The sequence below is a fragment of the Paenibacillus silviterrae genome, assembly GCF_030167925.1.
Taxonomy (GTDB): Bacteria; Bacillota; Bacilli; order Paenibacillales; family NBRC-103111; genus Paenibacillus_G; species Paenibacillus_G silviterrae.
Genome location: NZ_JASKUT010000002.1, coordinates 581,067 through 598,610, shown reverse-complemented (window position 1 = coordinate 598,610; position 17,544 = coordinate 581,067). Strand labels below are relative to the sequence as shown.

The window sequence follows — 17,544 nt, the reverse complement described above, 5'->3', positions numbered from 1 at the left end:
TCAGCCTTCCTTCTGATTCCCTCATGATCCCACGACACCCGCTTATAAAGGAAAAGATACAGTCTCCTTATCCTACAGAAAGGAGACTGCACCTGATTTAAGTGGAAATTTTCAGAAGCTTCCGTTTACTTGTTACCGTTACCGTTGTTGCCGTTATTGTACTTTTCCTTTTCCTTGTCCTTATTATTGTCTTTTTCCTTATCCCCGTCTCTGTTGTTGCCGCCGCCAACGGATAAGGTCGTGACCGCGACCGACGGCCCGGAAGTGCTCCAATTCCCCGAAGCATCCCCTGCTTGAACGGTAAAAGTATAACCCGTTCGGACATCCAGTGACGGAACCTTGTAGCTGGTTACATTGTCCAAAGCAGCTATCAGTGTAGTTCCCTGGTAGACTTTGTAGCCGGCAATCCCTGCATTGTCGCTTGCCCCGCTCCAGTTCAGTGTCACGCTAGTCTGATCGACATGGGTTGGGGTCAAGCTTCCATTGGTCCATACCGGCGCGAGGGTATCCATCATTACGATTTTACTCGGACCGCTCGTGCTCCAGTTACCGGCCGCATCTCTAGCTTCAATCCGGAAGGTATATGGAGTATTGGCGGTCAGTCCGGTTACATTGTAAGTACCTCCATAGGTCGTTGCAACTACGGTACCCAGCTCCACACCATTTTGAAGCACCTTGTAGCCTGATACCCCTACATTATCGGAGGCCCCGCTCCAAGCTAGGCTTACGCCGTTGCCCGTTGCATTCGATGCCGTCAAATTTGCATTGGTCCATGCCGGTGCAAGGGTATCGACAAATACCGTGCGACTAGGACCGCTCGTGCTCCAGTTACCGGCCGCATCTCTAGCTTCAATCCGGAAGGTATATGGAGTATTGGCGGTCAGTCCGGTTACATTGTAAGTACCTCCATAGGTCGTTGCAACTACGGTGCCCAGCTCCACACCATTTTGAAGCACCTTGTAGCCTGATACCCCTACATTATCGGAGGCTCCGCTCCAAGTTAAAGTAACCCCGCTGCCGGTGACATTCGATGCTGTCAAATTGCCGTTAGTCCAGCTTGGTGCCGTGGTTTCATCATAGAAGCCGTCGGACGGCATACCCAGCTTATACATGACAGGTCTTGTATCCGATGGTACCGGGTCGGAATCTACCTTAATCGGCCAGAACAGGTCATATCGCGCTTGGACTAAATTTAATCCGTTTTTTGCATTATTTCTGACCGTAACCTGATCGTTTAGGTTCGTAATCAGCAAATTCGTCGAGTTGGTCGCCTTGTAAAATACACCTTTTTTATTCGGATCGATAGGGTTTGGAATTGTTGTGTTGTTAATATTCGCTGTGATATCGTTCGTGTACTGGTAAGCGGCGCCGCCGCTGCCACTGTGTCCGAAGACTCTAACGTTGTTGGAATCGCTAATATCCAGATAAGTGTTGTTATCTTCCGTCTTGTTCCCGTACAAGGTAACATTCTGGCTATTGCTGACTTCTATTGTTGCACTGCTCTTAATATACTCCCAGTTCGCAGCGTAAATAGACAGCGGGTTCGTCGTCCCCCGGACGGCCATAAGTCTCATAGCGGATGGTTCGAGAGCTGCCAGGAAAAGCTGGTTATACACGTTATAAATTTTCCCTCCGCCATTTCCGGTAATCAGCAGCGTAGGATATTCATAAAGAGACGTTTTCATGCCGTAAGACGCAGCATTATCCGAGCCGATGAACCCGTAGGTACGGGTAGGCTCAATCTGGACGGTGCGCATGATCGAGCTGCTGCCGGATTGCCACTTGATGGAATACAGCGGATAACTGCCCTCGAAGGTGCTTGGTACCTCCTTGGTAGGGGTGATTGTGATATCGCTGATCACGGTGTAGGCGTTCTTATCGTCCGCTGTCTCCACCATCGGCTTCGGACCGGTGCCCCAATTCGGAATATCGAATACATCAGTTATGATATATGAATAGGCCGAAGCGAGACCGAACAGCTTGGTATTCGGTTTCAGCTTTAATGTATCGGTAATCCTGTAGTAGCCCTTAGGGAGGAATACGTACTCATTTGCATCAATGGCCGCCTGGAGTGCCGCGGTGTCATCGGTTTTTCCGTCTCCGGTCACACCGTATACCGCTTTTACATCGACAAGACCCGGTGTTTCAAAGCTTGGAATTTGTCCCGGCAGCCATCCGTGCCTCACCTGCAAATCCGAAGGCGGGGCGATATCATGGGCTGTCGAGCCAAGATATGTATTTCCCTGATTGACTTTATCGACGTATATAACGTTCTTCCAATTCACTTTCGGCGCCGTTGCGCCTGCATTCGTCCAAGATTCATCTTTGCCATAGGCAAATTCTTTGATATGAAACCATCCGTTCGGATTGGCATCCACCTGGGCGTTGAAATCGGAAGCGTCAATCACTTTGGAAACATTTTTGAAATATACATTATTCAGATATAAGCCTTTGGGCAAGTAGCTTGAAAGAGCCGGTACTTCGGCGCTGCTGACTACGTTGTTGTTTGGCCAGGCGACATTATCGATCGCTTTGGTATTCTCCGTTGAGCCTGCAATAGCAGGTCCATTGTAGGAGCGGGTATAGGTGATCTCGGCGTCAATGATACTCTGCGAACCGAAAAAGGGCTGCCCCCTGTATCCTTTGATGATCGCCGGCCCTTCATAGTCGGCTATAATTTTCAAGCCCGTAACGGTAGCGGAGCCTCCGTTGCCTGCGAGCCATGCTGCATGAGTCTGGTTCTGCAGCGTCATATTTTGAATGGATTGAAGTAAGATGGTAGTTAGTCTGGAATCATAACCGAACTTCCCGCCGGTTACGGTGATATTGGTCCAGCTGCCCCCGTTCCCCGCTCCGCCCATGATGCCGACCAGACCGCCGGTAGCGTTGATGTTCACATCGCTGATGACACCGCCCTGGGCTGTTGCCGCGTGAATGCCGATGGCTCCCGGGTTATTACCGGTCACGACGTTAATATGGTCGATCGTAATATTGCCTTCTTTATCGGCAGCATGCTTGCCACCCCATTCGATCGTAACTTCCTTGGTGTTCTTGTTCGTCGTGATTTCAGGCTGATAATAATGCAAAACCGCCTTCGCATTCAGCGGATCATCAAAGGTAGCCGCATTGTCCTTCAATTTGATGGTGGTGCCGTTTCCCAGTCGAGAACCGAGCAGCACGGTAGGCATTTCATTTTTGTTAGCTATGGTGTCTATAAAGTTTTTGGTACGTGCTGAAATTCCCGTTTGGAGCAGTAAAGTATCGGACACCAGATAAGTCCCGGAGGGCAAAAATACGGCCAGTTGATGTTTCTTGCCATAGTCGAGTGCGCTCTGCAATAGTTCTGTCACATCTGTGGTCCCGGTGTTATCGACATGGAACTGTCCCGCCGTTACGTCGAGGATCCCGAGCTTAGCCATGTTCTGATTTCCTAGCTCGGGGTGGGGGCTAATATCGATGCCCTCAGTGACAGGTGCATACGGAGTCGGCGGCTGCCCGGGAAGCGAACCCCATGGAATGGGGATAAATTCCTTACCGCTTGTCACATCCACCCCTCTTTCAGACAGCCTTTGGAGATAATTGTCTTTCGTTAAGCCGTCGTAGCTAAAAGTCTGCGCGTCCCGGTGAGTCGGTAGAACCACTTTGGCGCTTACTGGGGTCAGCCCCATCGTCACAGCCATCATTGAAGACAGAATGATAGCTGTCATTTTCTTTGATACACGTCTGATCATCATACCTTGCTTATCCTCCCTTTTTTTGATGAATAAGATATGGTACAAATGGATGGCCGTTTGACACCAACCATGCATTTTTCACCTTGTACTTATTGGATTTCAATGGTCGCTCCGTTTGAAATTAGCGCGGCCTCGTAGACTTTCATTAGTTCGAGTGTAAATTCCAGCGACCCTCTTTCCACTGGTTTATCATCCAACAGGCAACGGCAGAAGTAATGGAGCTCGCCATAAACTCCTTGGGTGAACAACGCTTTATTTTCGAGCGTTGCCATACAGTTTTGCGGCTCCCAAACGATAGCGCCGGATTCCAGACCTGCCGGTACATAGCTGGTAGTCTTGCCGTACTCGAATGGAATGCCCCGCTGAAGCGTTACCTTCAAGCAGTTATCAATGCCAAGGTGCCAATTGCTCCCGTAGAAATGGTAAAATTCTATGGGCTGAGGCCCGGAGGCAAGCTGTAGGGTTCCTGTCACCCCGCTTGCAAAGTCAAGGAGTACGCAGCCATATCCATTTGCCCCGACATGCGTGGTCACGGCCGATACGTTGCCGCCGACGGCCATCATCAGGGACAACGGGTGACAGCCGTTACCTAGCCAGTTTTGGAACCGCCGATGCTCCAGCACCTCCCTCCCGTTCTTCGGCATACACATGGGATACGAAGCTAACATCGAGTTCAGTTTCCCGAACTCCGGCATCCGGCATACTTCCATCGCTTTTTCAGCCGACGGCATAAACACTTTCTTGAAGCCCACCATAGCCCGTGTTTGTTTCCTGTTCTCAAGCATCGCTTCAACCTCGTGGACACGGATGGCCGCCGGTTTTTCCATCCACACGTTCACACCTGCATGAAACGCCTCGATCGCAAGTTCAGGATGCTTGTAAGGGGAAACGACGAGGAAAACGGCGTCCAACTGCTCTTTCCCATACATATACTTCGTTTCGGTGTACCAGGCGCATTGGCCGTATTGCTTTGCCGTTGAGGCTGCCAGTTCGCCATTCACGTCACAAACGGCGACGAGCTCTACTGGAAGATAGGTCAGCGCCGGCAAAATGTTGCGGTAACTGTGTGAGCCTAAACCGACTACCGCTACCTTCAGCTTTTTATCTGCATCGCGTTGATAAGTCAACAGGTGCCCCTCGCTTTCGTCACTATGTCATTTCCCTTGAATCACAGACCGGATATAATCAAGATCACGCTGAAACATCCGGCTGTAGTCGTAGCCCTCCAGTTTACCTCCGTGTGAAGGGTTCAGGCAGATGACCGGACTGACTCCGTCCCGTACAACCTCCAGCGTCATCTCGGCTACCGGCCAAGAGGCGTCCTCAAGCGTTGATTTCCACAGGAGACGACCGTCTTCCCCGGCCCTGCCCCCTTTGAGATGGAAGTAGCCGATCAACGGCTTTAATGTCCGGTATATGTCTAGCGTCGGAAGGGTGCCCATCTGCCATAAATTTTGTACATCATAGGTAAAATAGACGGAATCGGGGCGATTCAGGATTTCAAAGAAATCTATGATTTCCTGCGGATGGGAGAAAATATTGTGCTCACATTCATTCTCAATAGTAACCTCAAATCCCTCATCACTAAGCCGATCGACCGCATCCCGCAGCATCGGGAAAAACCAGGCGAAATCGCTCTTCATGCGCCCGATGCTGTCCGTAAGGGTGCCGTTACGTTCTATCCTAGGAGACAACATACGGATGACCGTTGGGCGAAGAATACGGGCGATCCTGCTCGTTTGTTCGATTTGCGAAAGGTGACTGTCCCGGAAATAGTTCTCCCCGCGCTCCAGATCGTCATGAAACAAGCTCGTTGACATGCAATGGACACTGAGTTCTCTTTCCTTGATGGCCAGGGCTGCTCTTTCTGCTTCTTCTTCGGATAGTTCTAGCAGCGACTTCCCCCATATACGGTCCTTCAAATCAAGAACTTCGATCCCCCAAGCCGCCTGGGTATCCAGCGATTGGATAAAATCGGGACTTGCCATTGCGTTCAGCATGGTTAGTTTCGTCATGGAACCGTCTCCTCATCACATGATATTCAATATTTTTAAATGTAATTCAAATGATTTGAATGCCCTCATCTCCAAAGAAACGATACGCCGATATACGCCTCGTCTCTCTGAAGCATTCTGTCTGTACGGCTTGCGCGGTTTCACCCGCAAACGGCCGCCCTTCATTGCATCTCGGTTATTTCGCCAACTGTTCAACGGCTTTATTGATTTGTTCCTCCGCTTGGCGAAGGGCCGTATTGACATCCAAGTTTTGCTTGATCATGTTCTGAAAAGCGCTGCGAAGCTGTTTGGCCCCTTCCGCCTCATACTTGGAAACGCTCGGCGATTTGGCGGCCTGCAGCATGAACAGCGCTTCCAAGTGTTTGCCTTTAAACCCGGGGAGACCCGTACCGAATTGCTTTCTAGCTTCGGGAGAGTTTAATGCAGGCGCTCTGCCAATAGCCGACAGCTGCTTTTGAACGTCTTCGGACACCCATAATTTGACCAATTGGAATGCCTCTTCCTTCTGCGCGCTTAAGGATGTCACCGAGAATGCGCGTCCACCGAGTGCCAAACTTGTCGTAGGCGCCTCCTTCGTTACGGGATAAGTAACCAAATCCCAATTCAATCCGGGAGCAGAGTCGTACCCGTCCGGACCGAGCCCGGCGTGCATCGCCAAGTCTTTCGTTTTGGAAAATGACTCACGTGCCGCTGCCGCCCACTTCAACTGGTTATTGCCTGGAATATCGTAAATTTGCTTCATCATCGTAAAGAGCCGGCTCCAGCCCTCCGTGTTTACGGAAGCTTTATTCGTTTTGGGATCCACGATGGTAAGGCCCGTTTGTCCCGATACCCGGTCTATCATATCCGGCTCCAATCCGCGGTATTGAACGCCGTCCTCCGTTCTCGTCAAGACTCTCGCAAGCTCATAGACTTGATCCCATGTCATATTATCCTTCGGATAAGGAACGCCGAAGCGGTCGAAAATATCCTTATTGTAGTACAAGGCCGCCGTATCCAGAGCATAAGGGATCGCCGTTATATCCGGAGTTCCGTCCACATGCTGCGCCAGATCCATCCGAACCGGCTCGAGGAGTCCAAGATCGACTTGATTCGCCTTAACCAATTCGGAATGGTCCAATGCAATTCCCGTTTCCCTTAGCGGAATGAGAAAGCTGCTGCCAAGTCCGACAATCATGATATCCGGCTTCATTCCTTTGGCCAGCACCGTTACCTCGTAATCGCCGCCAGGGCCGAGCGCAACCTTCTCCAAAGTCACCTGGGGAAATTTCATTTTCGCCGCCTTGCTTAGGATCGTCTCATATTCATTATCGGCAAAGGGAGGCACGGCAATGGTAATTGTCATCGGTTTGTCCATGTTTACAGCCGAGCTTCCTTGATCAGACGGACTGCCTGGCGCTGCCCCGTCATTTCCGCAAGCGGTTACAAGAGAGAGTGCCAGCATGGAGGATATTCCGGAAGTTATCCATTTTTTCAATTGTGTTGCCCCCTATTCTATCGTTATACTAATGATTATAAGTACGTTCAACCGTTCCCAACATACACAGGATTCCGAGCACTTGACTTATTTCGCAGCTTTTCATTCGGTAAGGAAAATTCGGCCATTGAGGTGATGGACATGATAGGTCATTCGTTGTCGGTAATCGCCGTTGACTACGCTCGGCATACCAAGCCCTTCATTAATGACAAAAGCTCGCTCAATCGCCACTGCTACCTGGTTCGGCTTCAGATCAAAGGCAAATGCCGGGTTTCCATTCGCGGGAAGGAATACGATTTGGGGCCTGGCGATATGGTATTTTCCATTCCGAATCAGGGCTATGTGCTGGACATCGGAGGACTCGATCATCCGATTGACAGCGCGGATTACTATTTGATCTGCGACGGTCCCTGGATAAAGCAATGGTGGGAAGAATCAAACCTACCCGATGTAGCGAATATTGAGCTGGACGAAGGTCTTCTCTTTATATGGAGAAAGCTCATCATGGAGAAGAGGAACGTGCATGAGAACAATTCCGAGATGCTGGAAGCATTACTGAAATTATTCTTTCTGTCTCTAGGTCGTCTGCTGAAGGACAGTAAAGCCATTTCGCCAAGGAGCCGCACTTATATTTCTTATCAAATCAAGACGTATATCGAAAGACATGCGACAAAGCCTCTGACATTACCGCACATTGCAGCACATCACAACGTTAGCGTTTCTACCGCATCCCAGCTGTTCAAGCAATCCTTCGGACAAACGATTATGTCCTACGTGCTGGAGGTGCGTCTGTCCATTGCAACGCAGCGCATTATGATCGGCGGAATGAAGCTGGAGGATATAGCGGAATATGCCGGCTTTCAAAGCTATCCGTACTTTTGCCGGACGTTCCGAACCCGTTACGGAGTATCCCCAAGCCAATTCCGCGGGCACGATCCCTATAATCGATCCTGACCTGCACAGTATGTCGAAAGAAAAACGGCCCGTCATGCTTCGGCAAGGACAGGCCGTTTTCGTTTGGTTCATATTCCGCTTCGAAAGGCTCACATAGAGAAGGAATTACTCCGTAACCGTAAACGTCGCCGCTCTTTCCTCGCTGGGCTTGTAGCCGATACGACAAGCCTTCACCCTGACCGTCGTCGATCCGGCGTTACAACGAATGGGCCCGGTGTAAAGCTTCCACCGGGCATTCTCGCCGCTCTCGGTCGTATAGGCAATGGAAGCGCCTTGTGTTGAGCAATAGAGCTGAATCATGAGCGGTCCACGGAAAGTGCCTCCTTCCGTTGTCGCTTCAATTCCCGGGCTTTCGGCAGTTATCGGCACGAATATAGGTGCTGCAGTATGAGGCTGGAAGCCGCCTGGCCAGAAGCGTTCGACCATTTGCTCCTCAGACATATCCCCATATTCGTCATATTGCTTGCGCCATTCGTCCAAAGCGTGCCGCAGCTCGAGCAGCTGATCCCTATGGCCGGGATCGGTCGCCAGGTTGTTCAGCTCGAACGGGTCGCTCACCGTGTCATACAGTTCCTCCACAGGTCGCTTCCCAAACATGATGTTTTGTACGCCTTCCAGCTTACCTTCCAAATGAAGGCGCCACATCTCCTGCTGGATCGGATGCTGATTATTATAAGAGATCCATATCAAGTAGGGCAGATTGGGATCATAATGCCGGATATACTTGTATCTTGTATTTCGAACGGCGCGAATCATATCATAGGCTTGATCATACCGGTCCCGCGTTGCATAAATGTAGTCTCTTTGCCTAGCATAATCGCCCAGAAACGGTTGACCCTGCATATGGCAAGGCACCTCCAGGCCAGCCAACGATAGCACTGTCGGCCCCAAGTCGATTAGGCTTACCAATTGATCCGAGACGGTTTGCGGGCGGATCCGTCCGGGCCAGCGTACAATAAGCGGAATGCGGATTCCCGCATCGTACGGCCAACGCTTCGCTCGGGGAAGTCCTTCGCCATGATCGCTCCATAAGAAGACGATCGTATTATCGGCTAATCCGTCTTCCTCCAGCTGCCTCAGAAGCCTGCCAACAATCTGATCCGAATCTGCGATATTGTCGTAATGTCGAGCAAGCGCCTCACGGGATTTCCTCGTATTCGGAAGGTACGGCGGCAGCGTCACTTCCTCGGGATCGGTTTCCAGCGCATGTCTTTCCTTCTCCGGCCACATGGCGCTTTCATGGGTCAAGATCGGGTTAAACACGGAGAAAAACGGCTGCCCTTCCTCCCGATTACGCCAATGAGCATCATCGCCAAGCTCATCCCACGCCGTTACCGGCGCTTCAAATTGGTAATCGGTTTTTTTGTTATTGGTGCAATAGTACCCCGCTGCCCGCAAATATTCAGTAAACGTCTTGACGTAATGTGGAACTACCGCATGATAAGGCGTCGGCAGCTCGGGAGCGCAAGTCTCCGTATGGGTCGTTCTCATATGATGGGTGCCGATAGAGGTCTGGTACATTCCCGTGATGATAGCCGAACGGCTGGGAGCGCATACTCCGGCAGTTGCAAAGGCTAAAGGAAATCTCATCCCTTCGGCAGCAAGTCTATCGATATTGGGCGTCCTTGCTAATGGATCCCCGTAACATCCGAGTCGCGGGCTTGTGTCCTCCAATGAAATCCATAATATATTCGGCCGATCTTGCGTATGATTGTTCAATTATGCAGCCTCCAGCAAAAGTATCCGAAATTTTCCGTTCCCCGTTAACTCGGCTTCCTAATATTTACTGCCACTTAGGGCTATCATCCGGATTTCGGATGGCAGCGACCGCATTAGCGAGTAATATCTCCTTTCCATCTCGCCAAGTGAATCGGTTCGTTGTCCTGAGACAGCATCAGCAATCGCCGGCCTTCCCCGGATTCCAAAGCGAGCGGTTGAACCATGCCGTCCGCCCAGCGAATTTCTCCTCGCCCTGCATCCTCCGATCCCTCGCTGAGTTCGTACCACCATGTTCCGGCAAGCTCTGCTTTCGGAGATCCCTGAAAAAGGAATACGTCGCCATTATTCATCAATAGGACGCGCGTCCCGTTACCTAGCCATACGCCGCATACCTTAGGCGATTGCGGACGGTCACGAAACAGCGGGATGTAGTCGCGCCGATTGCCGTGAGACGTATCTACGGCGGCAGCCTGCTCCCCTTTGACAAATGTCGTCTCCAATTCAAACACAACCCTATCTCGATCGACCACGACGGCACGAACCGTGCAGGATTCATCAATACGAAGAGACCCTTCATATACAGCAGATGCCGTGGTCGGCTTGGTGCCGTCCGTAGTGTAGTAGATGTCATAGGATTTAGCGGAAAGCGCGCCCCGAAGCGCAATGCTGTCCACCGATATGGACACCGTCGTCTCGTTCAGGAAAATCCGTTCGCCGACAATGGCCGCTGCCGTAACTTCAATATCCCCGCTCTCCAGGGTAGAGCGATAGAGCCCCATTCCAAGACCGAAAAAGGCTGCACGCGAGGGTGATTTCGCAGGTGTCACATCGATGATGTCTCCGTTCTCGGAGCCTAGGAACTCGACCGGTCCGGTCGACGCCAAATGTACGGTATTGTCACCGTAAGGGACAAATCGTCCCTTGCTATCCACAATTTCAAACGATACCTGTGCCAAATCCCGCCCATCCGTATTCAGATCGGTCGTGTCCGTACTCAGCTTGATTGCAGCCGGACGGTCCGCGGTCTCGAACCGCTTTCGCGCAGCAGCATGCCCGTCACGATAAGCGACCGCTTCGATCGAACCCGGCACGTAGCCGACATCCCACGAAATGTACATATCATCGCCCATCGGTTTCCTTCCGAGGGAACAACCGTTAACGATCAGCTCGGCTTCTTCGCAGTTCGTATAGACCCATACCGGAATCACCTTACCTTCCAGTCCCGGATGGGTCCAATGCGGAAGCAGATGAACCATCGGCTTCGTCGTAAACTGGCTCTGGTAGAAGTAGTAATGATCCTTCGGAAAGTTAGCCAGGTCGATAACCCCCGCGCTGTTGCTCCGCGCCGGATACTGCCGCGTCTCCCCCAAATAATCGAAGCCGGTCCAGCGGAACTCGCCCACCAGATACGGATATTTTTTCACAAAATCCCAAGAATGGCGTGCGGAAGCTCGAACACCGCAGTTGTCATACGATGAGCTGTAGTGTATTGACGCATTAGTGAATATTTCCTCTTCTGTCAAGTTCGGGATCTCGATCCTGGGTTGGTCTTTGTCCCTCCACCACGTTTGGGTACGATAAAACCCGCGTGTATGCAGCGTATGCGGCGCTTCTGTAGCAAGCATGACCCGGTTCGGGTAGTTGAGATGATCCGACTCATATACAAAGCAGGCGCCGCCTCCATCGTTATATCCGGCAATATCCAGAACGCCGCGATTTTCATCCATTGCTTCCCCTACGAAGTTTATGCCGCAGGTGACCGGACGAGTCGGTTCAAGCCGGTGTACGAAATCCTGAAGCATGACCGTAGTCTCTACCTTCTGCTCCCTGATTTCGTTCCCGATGCTCCACATCATAATAGACGGATGGTTGCGGTCCCGTCGAATCATATCGCCAAGATCCTTTTCCCACCACTCATCAAAGTATAACGAGTAGTCATACGGAATTTTGGGAGTATTCCAGCCGTCAAACGCCTCATCGATGACCATCAGTCCGATAGCGTCACACAGGTCGTAAAAGGCCGGCTCAAACGGGTTGTGGGACGTTCTTACGGCGTTGCAGCCCATCTCCTTCAGCATGCGGAGCCGCTTCTCCCACAGCTTCTCCGGCACGGCCGCCCCGACCGGCCCGCCGTCGTCGTGCAAGCAGACTCCTTGAAGCAGCATCGATACTCCGTTTAGCTTGAAGCCGGCTTCCGCAGAAAACTCAAAATAACGTATGCCGAAGGTGGTGATATAATCGTCGATGCGATGATCGTTCTCCCGAATTTCGCTTTGCAGGTAGTACAAATCGGGATGTTCCGGCGACCACAAAGCCGGGTCGGTTACCGTCGCGGACTGTTGTACCGGCAGGACGGCACCCGCTTCGACGGTAAATTCCGAGCTGGCTTCAGCCACACCTAGGCCCTCCGGGTTCAGAAACCGCGACACCAGTGTTAAGGTGCGGGCCCGGTCCGAACGGTTGACAATTTCCGTTCGGACCGATACGGCCGCATATCGTTCGTCGATTTGCGGCGTTGTGATATAGGTGCCCCAATGAGCGACGTGCACATCTTCGGTTACGGTGAGCCAGGTATGACGATAAATTCCCGCTCCGGTATACCAGCGTGAGCTCGGGCTGAGCGAGTTATCGACACGAACCGAGATGACGTTGCGGTCCGGCACAAGGTATGGCGTCAGATCGTACTCGAAGCCCAAATATCCATACGGGCGGCGGCCCAAATGATGGCCGTTTATATAGACGTCGCTATTCATGTACACGCCTTCGAATTCGAGGTACAGCCTTTTGCCCTGAAGCTCCGGAGTCAGCAGGAACGTTTTGCGGTACCAGCCGATGCCCCCCGGCAAATAAGCGCCGAATTTACCGGTCGGATTGTCCGGATGATAGTCGCATTCGATGCTCCAGTCGTGCGGTAGATCCAGCATTCTCCAGCTTGAATCGTCAAACTGAGGGGCCGAGGCTTCGGGGATATCCGTAAGACGGAAAGACCAACCTTCATCGAACGATAAGCGACGGCGAGACCCGGTACGAATAGATGGGGTGTGCATGGTAAACCTCCTAACGATACATTATTGCTTCTTGTTCTGCTTATCCAGCTTGGCGGCTTCGACCGCTTTGGTCACTTCCTCCTGAATCCGGCGCAGCACCGTATTCTGGTCCTCATTTTTGCTGAGGTACGTCTGGAAATTCCGGTTCATAATCGGTCCTCTTGCGAGGCTGTCGTATTGATTATAAGGATGGGTATCCAGCATCTTCACGGCGAAAATCGCTTTCAGGTTTTTCTCCTTCATCATCGGGAACGCTTGCCCGAACACCTGTTGAGTTTGCTCAAGCTTTAAGACCGGCAGCGTCGCCGCCCTTTTGGCAAGGTCCAGCTGCATCTCCGGATCGGTTGACATTGCCTGCGCAGCCTTAAACGCTTGATCCAGCACCTTGCTCGTTTTGTTAATGACAAGGACGTTGCCGTCGGTTTCGGCGCTGAACCCTTTCTTCTCGCTATAACTCGGATAAGAGACGATATCCCAATTTACTCCTGCGTTAAACTGCGGATCGGCCAATCTCGTCATACTGCTTCCGTAGGAAGGTAGCATTGCTATATTTTTATCGGTAATAAAGTTAGGGAAGATGCTGCCGAGGTTAGGCACCGGCTCGTTGCCCGGGATCGTATAGAAGTCTTTCGCAAGCTTAAATACCCTAGCCCAGCTGTCCGTCACCAAATTGACCTTATCGGAATTCGGCTCGAAGTAAGGGAGTGCCAGTCCGCTGCCCATCAGGCTGACTTGGCCCGGCTGCAGTCCCTTATACTGGATGCCCCCGTCGAGACGGGTCAACGTTTTGGCCAGATCGTACATTTCCTCCCAGGTCATATTGTCCTTCGGATACGCAATGCCGAAACGGTCGAAAATGTCTTTGTTGTAGAACGTTACATAATAGTTTAGCCACATAGGAACTGCATACATTTCACCGTTGGAGCCGTACGCCTTAACCATGCTCTGTGCAGTAGACTCATAGACATTCCAATCCAAATTGTGTTTCTTCGACATATCCCGGACATCCAACGGGAAATCGACGGCGAGCAAGTCACTGAGACCCCTTACTCCAGTCAAAAAGATGTCCGGCGCCCTATCGGAAACGATTAGATCCTGAAGCGTTGTGTTTTGCGGCATTACATCGTATTCAAACGTAATGTGCGGGTATTTTTTCTTCATGGGCTCGCTGACATATTTCTCAAATTCACTTTTGTCATACCCGCCTTGGTAGCGCATCATGCGGATGGTAACCGGCTCCTGCGGCGCATCGTTCTTCTGGGCTGCAGGTTCTTCTTTGCTGCATGCGGTTAAAACGGTGGTCAACACCAGGACTGATGCCATTGCCTTCATCGCTGTGCTTTTCATAGAAATCCCCCTAATAATTATGTTGATGTATGTTTTACGAAACCCGGCCGATGGTTGCTGTCTATCCGAGGTCTCGTTTAACATCGATCGTCACTGCAGCCTGTTACTTCAGAAACGTCTTTTCCGGCAGCCTGGCATCCAATCCGCCGGCCGGATCGCCCGCCACATCCGGCTCCGCCAATAGCTTTTTGACGTTCTCGAAGCTGTCGGCCGGCAGCCTTGCCCAGAACATGTAGTTCAGGTGAAGCTTTTCCTGCGCTAGCTTTAGATGATCCCGTACCGGGAACGGAATTTCATCGCCGGGAAGTATCGTGACTTGCTCCCCACGGCGTATGGCATTTTGTTTTTTGAGGATGTCCGCATAGTTTTCCGACTGTACAGCCGCGCCAAGCGGAACTTTCCCGGATAACTGTGAATAAAACCGGTAAACGCCTCTTTCAGGATCGTTTACATCACTTACGCCTATCTTACCCGGGTATACGTCCGGTCCTCCCAGACCTACTCCGATTTCCTCCTGATACTCGATCAGCTCCGGCAAAACGACAGCCGGAAAATTCGTATACTGAATGACCACTGTATTCGGAAACGCTTCGCGCAAGCTTTTCATGAGATACTTCAAGCTCTCGACATATTTAGCATGGGTGTATTCCTCAATCCCTTCCTGCGGGTTGTTAAAATTGTAGTTTGTCGCAGTCTCGGGGAGGTTGATTGCCGCCAGGCACGGGTTGCCGTCAAACTCTTTACCTAGCGCGCGGATGAGCTCGCCGATTCGTTCTCTCACATTTTTATTCCAAACGACAGAATTCAGAGCCCCTACCTTCGAAACCAATGGGCTTCCGCCGTATTCCGCGCCCTTTACATAGGCAGGAATGATGGAGTGTCCTTTGGTGAAGCCCTTATATTGAAGCTGAATGACAAGAAACTTGCCATGCTTGCCGAGAAACTCCAGATCTTTCTTCACTTCAGTGAAATCGTACCGCCCCTTCTCAGGCTCTAGATCCTTCCATTGATACGCCTTCTGTACACCTTTGAAATTATCCAGGATATACTGCTCCGTGATCCTGTCCGCACCAATAAACACATAATGGCCCGGCTGCCAATTTCCTTGGTTCATTCCTTCTCCTCCTTAGAATCAATCGCTGCCACTAGTCAACTACTTCCATAACAGGGAGACGCCAATGTACTCCTCCGTCTGATTTTGCAGGCCGTCGTAAGCCTTCAGCGCTTCCTCAGGCTTCAGCCGGTGAGAGATGAGCGGTTCGATGTGCAATCGTCCGGACTGTACCCAATCGAACGTGGTCCGCTGGATCTCTCTCAGCCGGTCGGGGTCGTTAAAGTTAAGCGCACCGCGCAGAGACAACCAGCGGAAATGGATATCGGCCAGCAGCTCGGTCATATTCCCCTCCAACGGCGTTCGCGGCGTCCCGAGGAGAACGACCTGACCGAAGCTCGCTGCAGCCTTCATCGCTTGTCGGATAACGGCGCTGTGTCCGACGGCATCGACTGTGACGGCGCACATGTCTCCCCCGGTAATGTCCCGGATTCGTTCGGTTACCTCTTCGGGTGTCCCATGTACCGTATATGGAATTCCGCACGCCTCGGCCAATTCACGTCTTCTCGCCGCTGGATCGACGCCGATCACACGGCAGCCCATAATTCGGTAAACTTGTGCTGCGAAGTTACCGACGAGTCCTAGACCGAATACGGCGACCCACCCATTCCGGGGGATGTCGGAGACGTGCAGCGCCGTCGCGGAGATGCTGGCAAGCCGGGTCGCAGCCGCGACCGAAGCATCCATGCCCTCCGGTACCGGCACGAGCAGCTCGCCCGCCTTGGCAATGGTAGCCGAGCCGTGCTTGCCGTGTAGAAATACGCGGGCTCCGGGCTCGAAGCCTCGCACGTTCCGCCCGGTTGCGCGTACGGTTCCGACGCTGGCATAACCGGCCTTCCATGGATAGGCATTCCACGAGCCTTTTTGATATACCTTCGGTGTCTTTGCTGTCAGGATGGCAAGCTCTGTTCCCGCACTGATAAAGGATGCCTCCGTTTCAATCAGAAGCTCTTGCTCTTTCAGTTGATCCTCGGCCCAGGAAGCCTCATGCAGCTCGACTTGATCCTTATCGACGAAAACAATCTGTTTCCCTTTCACTTCTATCATACGCTAACCTCCAAAATATAAGCCGATACGACGGTTGCTGCCGTCTTTCAGCCGTTTCATTATGTGCCAAACATTTAACCGGCTGCACCTTACGCTCCAAGTCATCGGATGATCTCTCCGGTCCCCGCCTTCAAACCGGCGCCGGGAACGCTCTGTAGAAAGCTTGCCGCCAGGCATAATCCTTGCTTGGTTTTCTCCACCGTCCCGCTCCACACCGGATCCTCATGCTCAATGCTAACTGCCGCAGTATAGCCGATCTCATGCAGAGCGGAGAAGAACCGTGTCCAATCGAGCTCTCCCAGCCCGGGCAGCCGGTAGCGCCACCACGTGAAATCGGTAAGAATGCCGGTTCGGCGCAGCCTGTCGCGGTCGATTTCCGTATCCTTCGCATGGACGTGAAAGATGCGTCGACCCAGCTCCCTTATCGGAGCGTATGGGTCCATAAACTGCCATATCAAATGCGACGGGTCGTAAGCAATCCCGAATCGCGGACTGTCCAGACATTCGAACAACAGAGTCCACATTTCCGGGGATATTGCAATATTCCCCATGAGCGGACAGTTCTCCACAGCGATGTTGACACCGTTCTTCTCCGCTGCTTCCAATACACGCCCGAGCCACGATACGACCTCATTCAGGCTGCGCGCCGGCAGCGGCCGTATCGAATCGTACGAATCGTACCTTTCGTTCGTTCGCCTGTTGTTGATGCCCGTAGACGTCACTACTAGAGGAATACCGAGCTTCCCGGCCGTTTCGATTCTTCGAAGCAGCTCGGCGCGATGGGCTTCGGCTTCTTCACGGTCGCTGCTTAGAAAGTTGCGGCAGTAGGTAAGTGCCGCAATTTCCACCTTACCAGCTTCAACCACACGCTTGTATGCGCTTTCATCAAGCGGAAGCTTCGGGCCGACCTCCATCGCCTTGAAGCCGTGGTTCTGCGCCCATGCCGCCATCTCTTCGATATTGTTCATGTTTTCGCTGACAAGAGCGTTAGTTAGAAATGCCAGCTTCATTTGGACCACCCATGTCTGTTAATTTATTGACCATATTGGTAGAGAGAAACACCGGTGCCGATCGCGCTTCCATCCAATCGACA

General features: G+C 51.9%; 11 protein-coding genes. 1 reads left to right on the top strand and 10 read right to left on the bottom strand.

Features of this window, described 5'->3' with window-relative positions:
- Positions 1 to 125: 125 nt before the first annotated feature.
- The 4 genes from QMO62_RS26180 to QMO62_RS26165 all read right to left on the bottom strand — a co-directional run bounded on the left by QMO62_RS26180 (position 126) and on the right by QMO62_RS26165 (position 7,226).
- Positions 126 to 3,734 (bottom strand): fibronectin type III domain-containing protein, encoded by a 3,609-nt coding sequence (locus QMO62_RS26180; RefSeq protein ID WP_284645447.1) that lies wholly within the window; start codon positions 3,732 to 3,734, stop codon positions 126 to 128.
- Positions 3,735 to 3,823: 89 nt separating this feature from the next.
- The gene (locus QMO62_RS26175; protein WP_284645446.1) at positions 3,824 to 4,861 is read right to left on the bottom strand and encodes a Gfo/Idh/MocA family protein; all 1,038 of its coding nucleotides are present in this window, start codon (positions 4,859 to 4,861) and stop codon (positions 3,824 to 3,826) included.
- A 27-nt stretch (positions 4,862 to 4,888) separates the two neighbouring features.
- Positions 4,889 to 5,749 carry a xylose isomerase gene (locus QMO62_RS26170; protein ID WP_284645445.1) on the bottom strand — a complete coding sequence of 287 codons (861 nt, stop codon included), beginning with the start codon at positions 5,747 to 5,749 and terminating at the stop codon, positions 4,889 to 4,891.
- Between the two features lie 175 nt (positions 5,750 to 5,924).
- On the bottom strand, positions 5,925 to 7,226 hold the full coding sequence (locus QMO62_RS26165) for an ABC transporter substrate-binding protein (RefSeq protein WP_284645444.1): 1,302 nt from the start codon (positions 7,224 to 7,226) through the stop codon (positions 5,925 to 5,927).
- Positions 7,227 to 7,361: 135 nt separating this feature from the next.
- Between QMO62_RS26165 and QMO62_RS26160 the strand changes: the two genes are divergently transcribed.
- Complete coding sequence (locus QMO62_RS26160; RefSeq protein ID WP_284645443.1) at positions 7,362 to 8,180, top strand: AraC family transcriptional regulator; 819 nt, start codon at positions 7,362 to 7,364, stop codon at positions 8,178 to 8,180.
- A gap of 105 nt (positions 8,181 to 8,285) precedes the next feature.
- Here the strand turns inward: QMO62_RS26160 and QMO62_RS26155 are convergent, their stop codons facing one another.
- The 6 genes from QMO62_RS26155 to QMO62_RS26130 form a co-directional block, all read right to left on the bottom strand.
- Positions 8,286 to 9,899 (bottom strand): sulfatase family protein, encoded by a 1,614-nt coding sequence (locus tag QMO62_RS26155; protein ID WP_284645442.1) that lies wholly within the window; start codon positions 9,897 to 9,899, stop codon positions 8,286 to 8,288.
- A gap of 113 nt (positions 9,900 to 10,012) precedes the next feature.
- Complete coding sequence (locus QMO62_RS26150; RefSeq protein WP_284645441.1) at positions 10,013 to 12,946, bottom strand: glycoside hydrolase family 2 TIM barrel-domain containing protein; 2,934 nt, start codon at positions 12,944 to 12,946, stop codon at positions 10,013 to 10,015.
- A gap of 21 nt (positions 12,947 to 12,967) precedes the next feature.
- Positions 12,968 to 14,293, bottom strand: a complete 1,326-nt coding sequence (locus QMO62_RS26145) for an ABC transporter substrate-binding protein (protein ID WP_284645440.1) — start codon at positions 14,291 to 14,293, stop codon at positions 12,968 to 12,970.
- Between the two features lie 103 nt (positions 14,294 to 14,396).
- A complete protein-coding gene (locus tag QMO62_RS26140) occupies positions 14,397 to 15,407 on the bottom strand; it encodes a hypothetical protein (protein WP_284645439.1) in 1,011 nt (336 codons plus the stop codon).
- A gap of 39 nt (positions 15,408 to 15,446) precedes the next feature.
- Entirely contained in the window at positions 15,447 to 16,451 is a 1,005-nt protein-coding gene (locus QMO62_RS26135; protein ID WP_284645438.1) for a zinc-dependent alcohol dehydrogenase, read from the bottom strand.
- Positions 16,452 to 16,552: 101 nt separating this feature from the next.
- On the bottom strand, positions 16,553 to 17,461 hold the full coding sequence (locus QMO62_RS26130; RefSeq protein WP_284645437.1) for a sugar phosphate isomerase/epimerase family protein: 909 nt from the start codon (positions 17,459 to 17,461) through the stop codon (positions 16,553 to 16,555).
- Positions 17,462 to 17,544 lie beyond the last annotated feature (83 nt).

Coding starts and splice junctions, on each gene's coding strand:
- QMO62_RS26180 (WP_284645447.1), bottom strand. CDS start 3,734: ATGATGATCAGACGTGTATCAAAGAAAATGACAGCTATCATTCTGTCT.
- QMO62_RS26170 (WP_284645445.1), bottom strand. CDS start 5,749: ATGACGAAACTAACCATGCTGAACGCAATGGCAAGTCCCGATTTTATC.
- QMO62_RS26160 (WP_284645443.1), top strand. CDS start 7,362: ATGGACATGATAGGTCATTCGTTGTCGGTAATCGCCGTTGACTACGCT.
- QMO62_RS26150 (WP_284645441.1), bottom strand. CDS start 12,946: ATGCACACCCCATCTATTCGTACCGGGTCTCGCCGTCGCTTATCGTTC.
- QMO62_RS26145 (WP_284645440.1), bottom strand. CDS start 14,293: ATGAAAAGCACAGCGATGAAGGCAATGGCATCAGTCCTGGTGTTGACC.
- QMO62_RS26140 (WP_284645439.1), bottom strand. CDS start 15,407: ATGAACCAAGGAAATTGGCAGCCGGGCCATTATGTGTTTATTGGTGCG.
- QMO62_RS26135 (WP_284645438.1), bottom strand. CDS start 16,451: ATGATAGAAGTGAAAGGGAAACAGATTGTTTTCGTCGATAAGGATCAA.
- QMO62_RS26130 (WP_284645437.1), bottom strand. CDS start 17,461: ATGAAGCTGGCATTTCTAACTAACGCTCTTGTCAGCGAAAACATGAAC.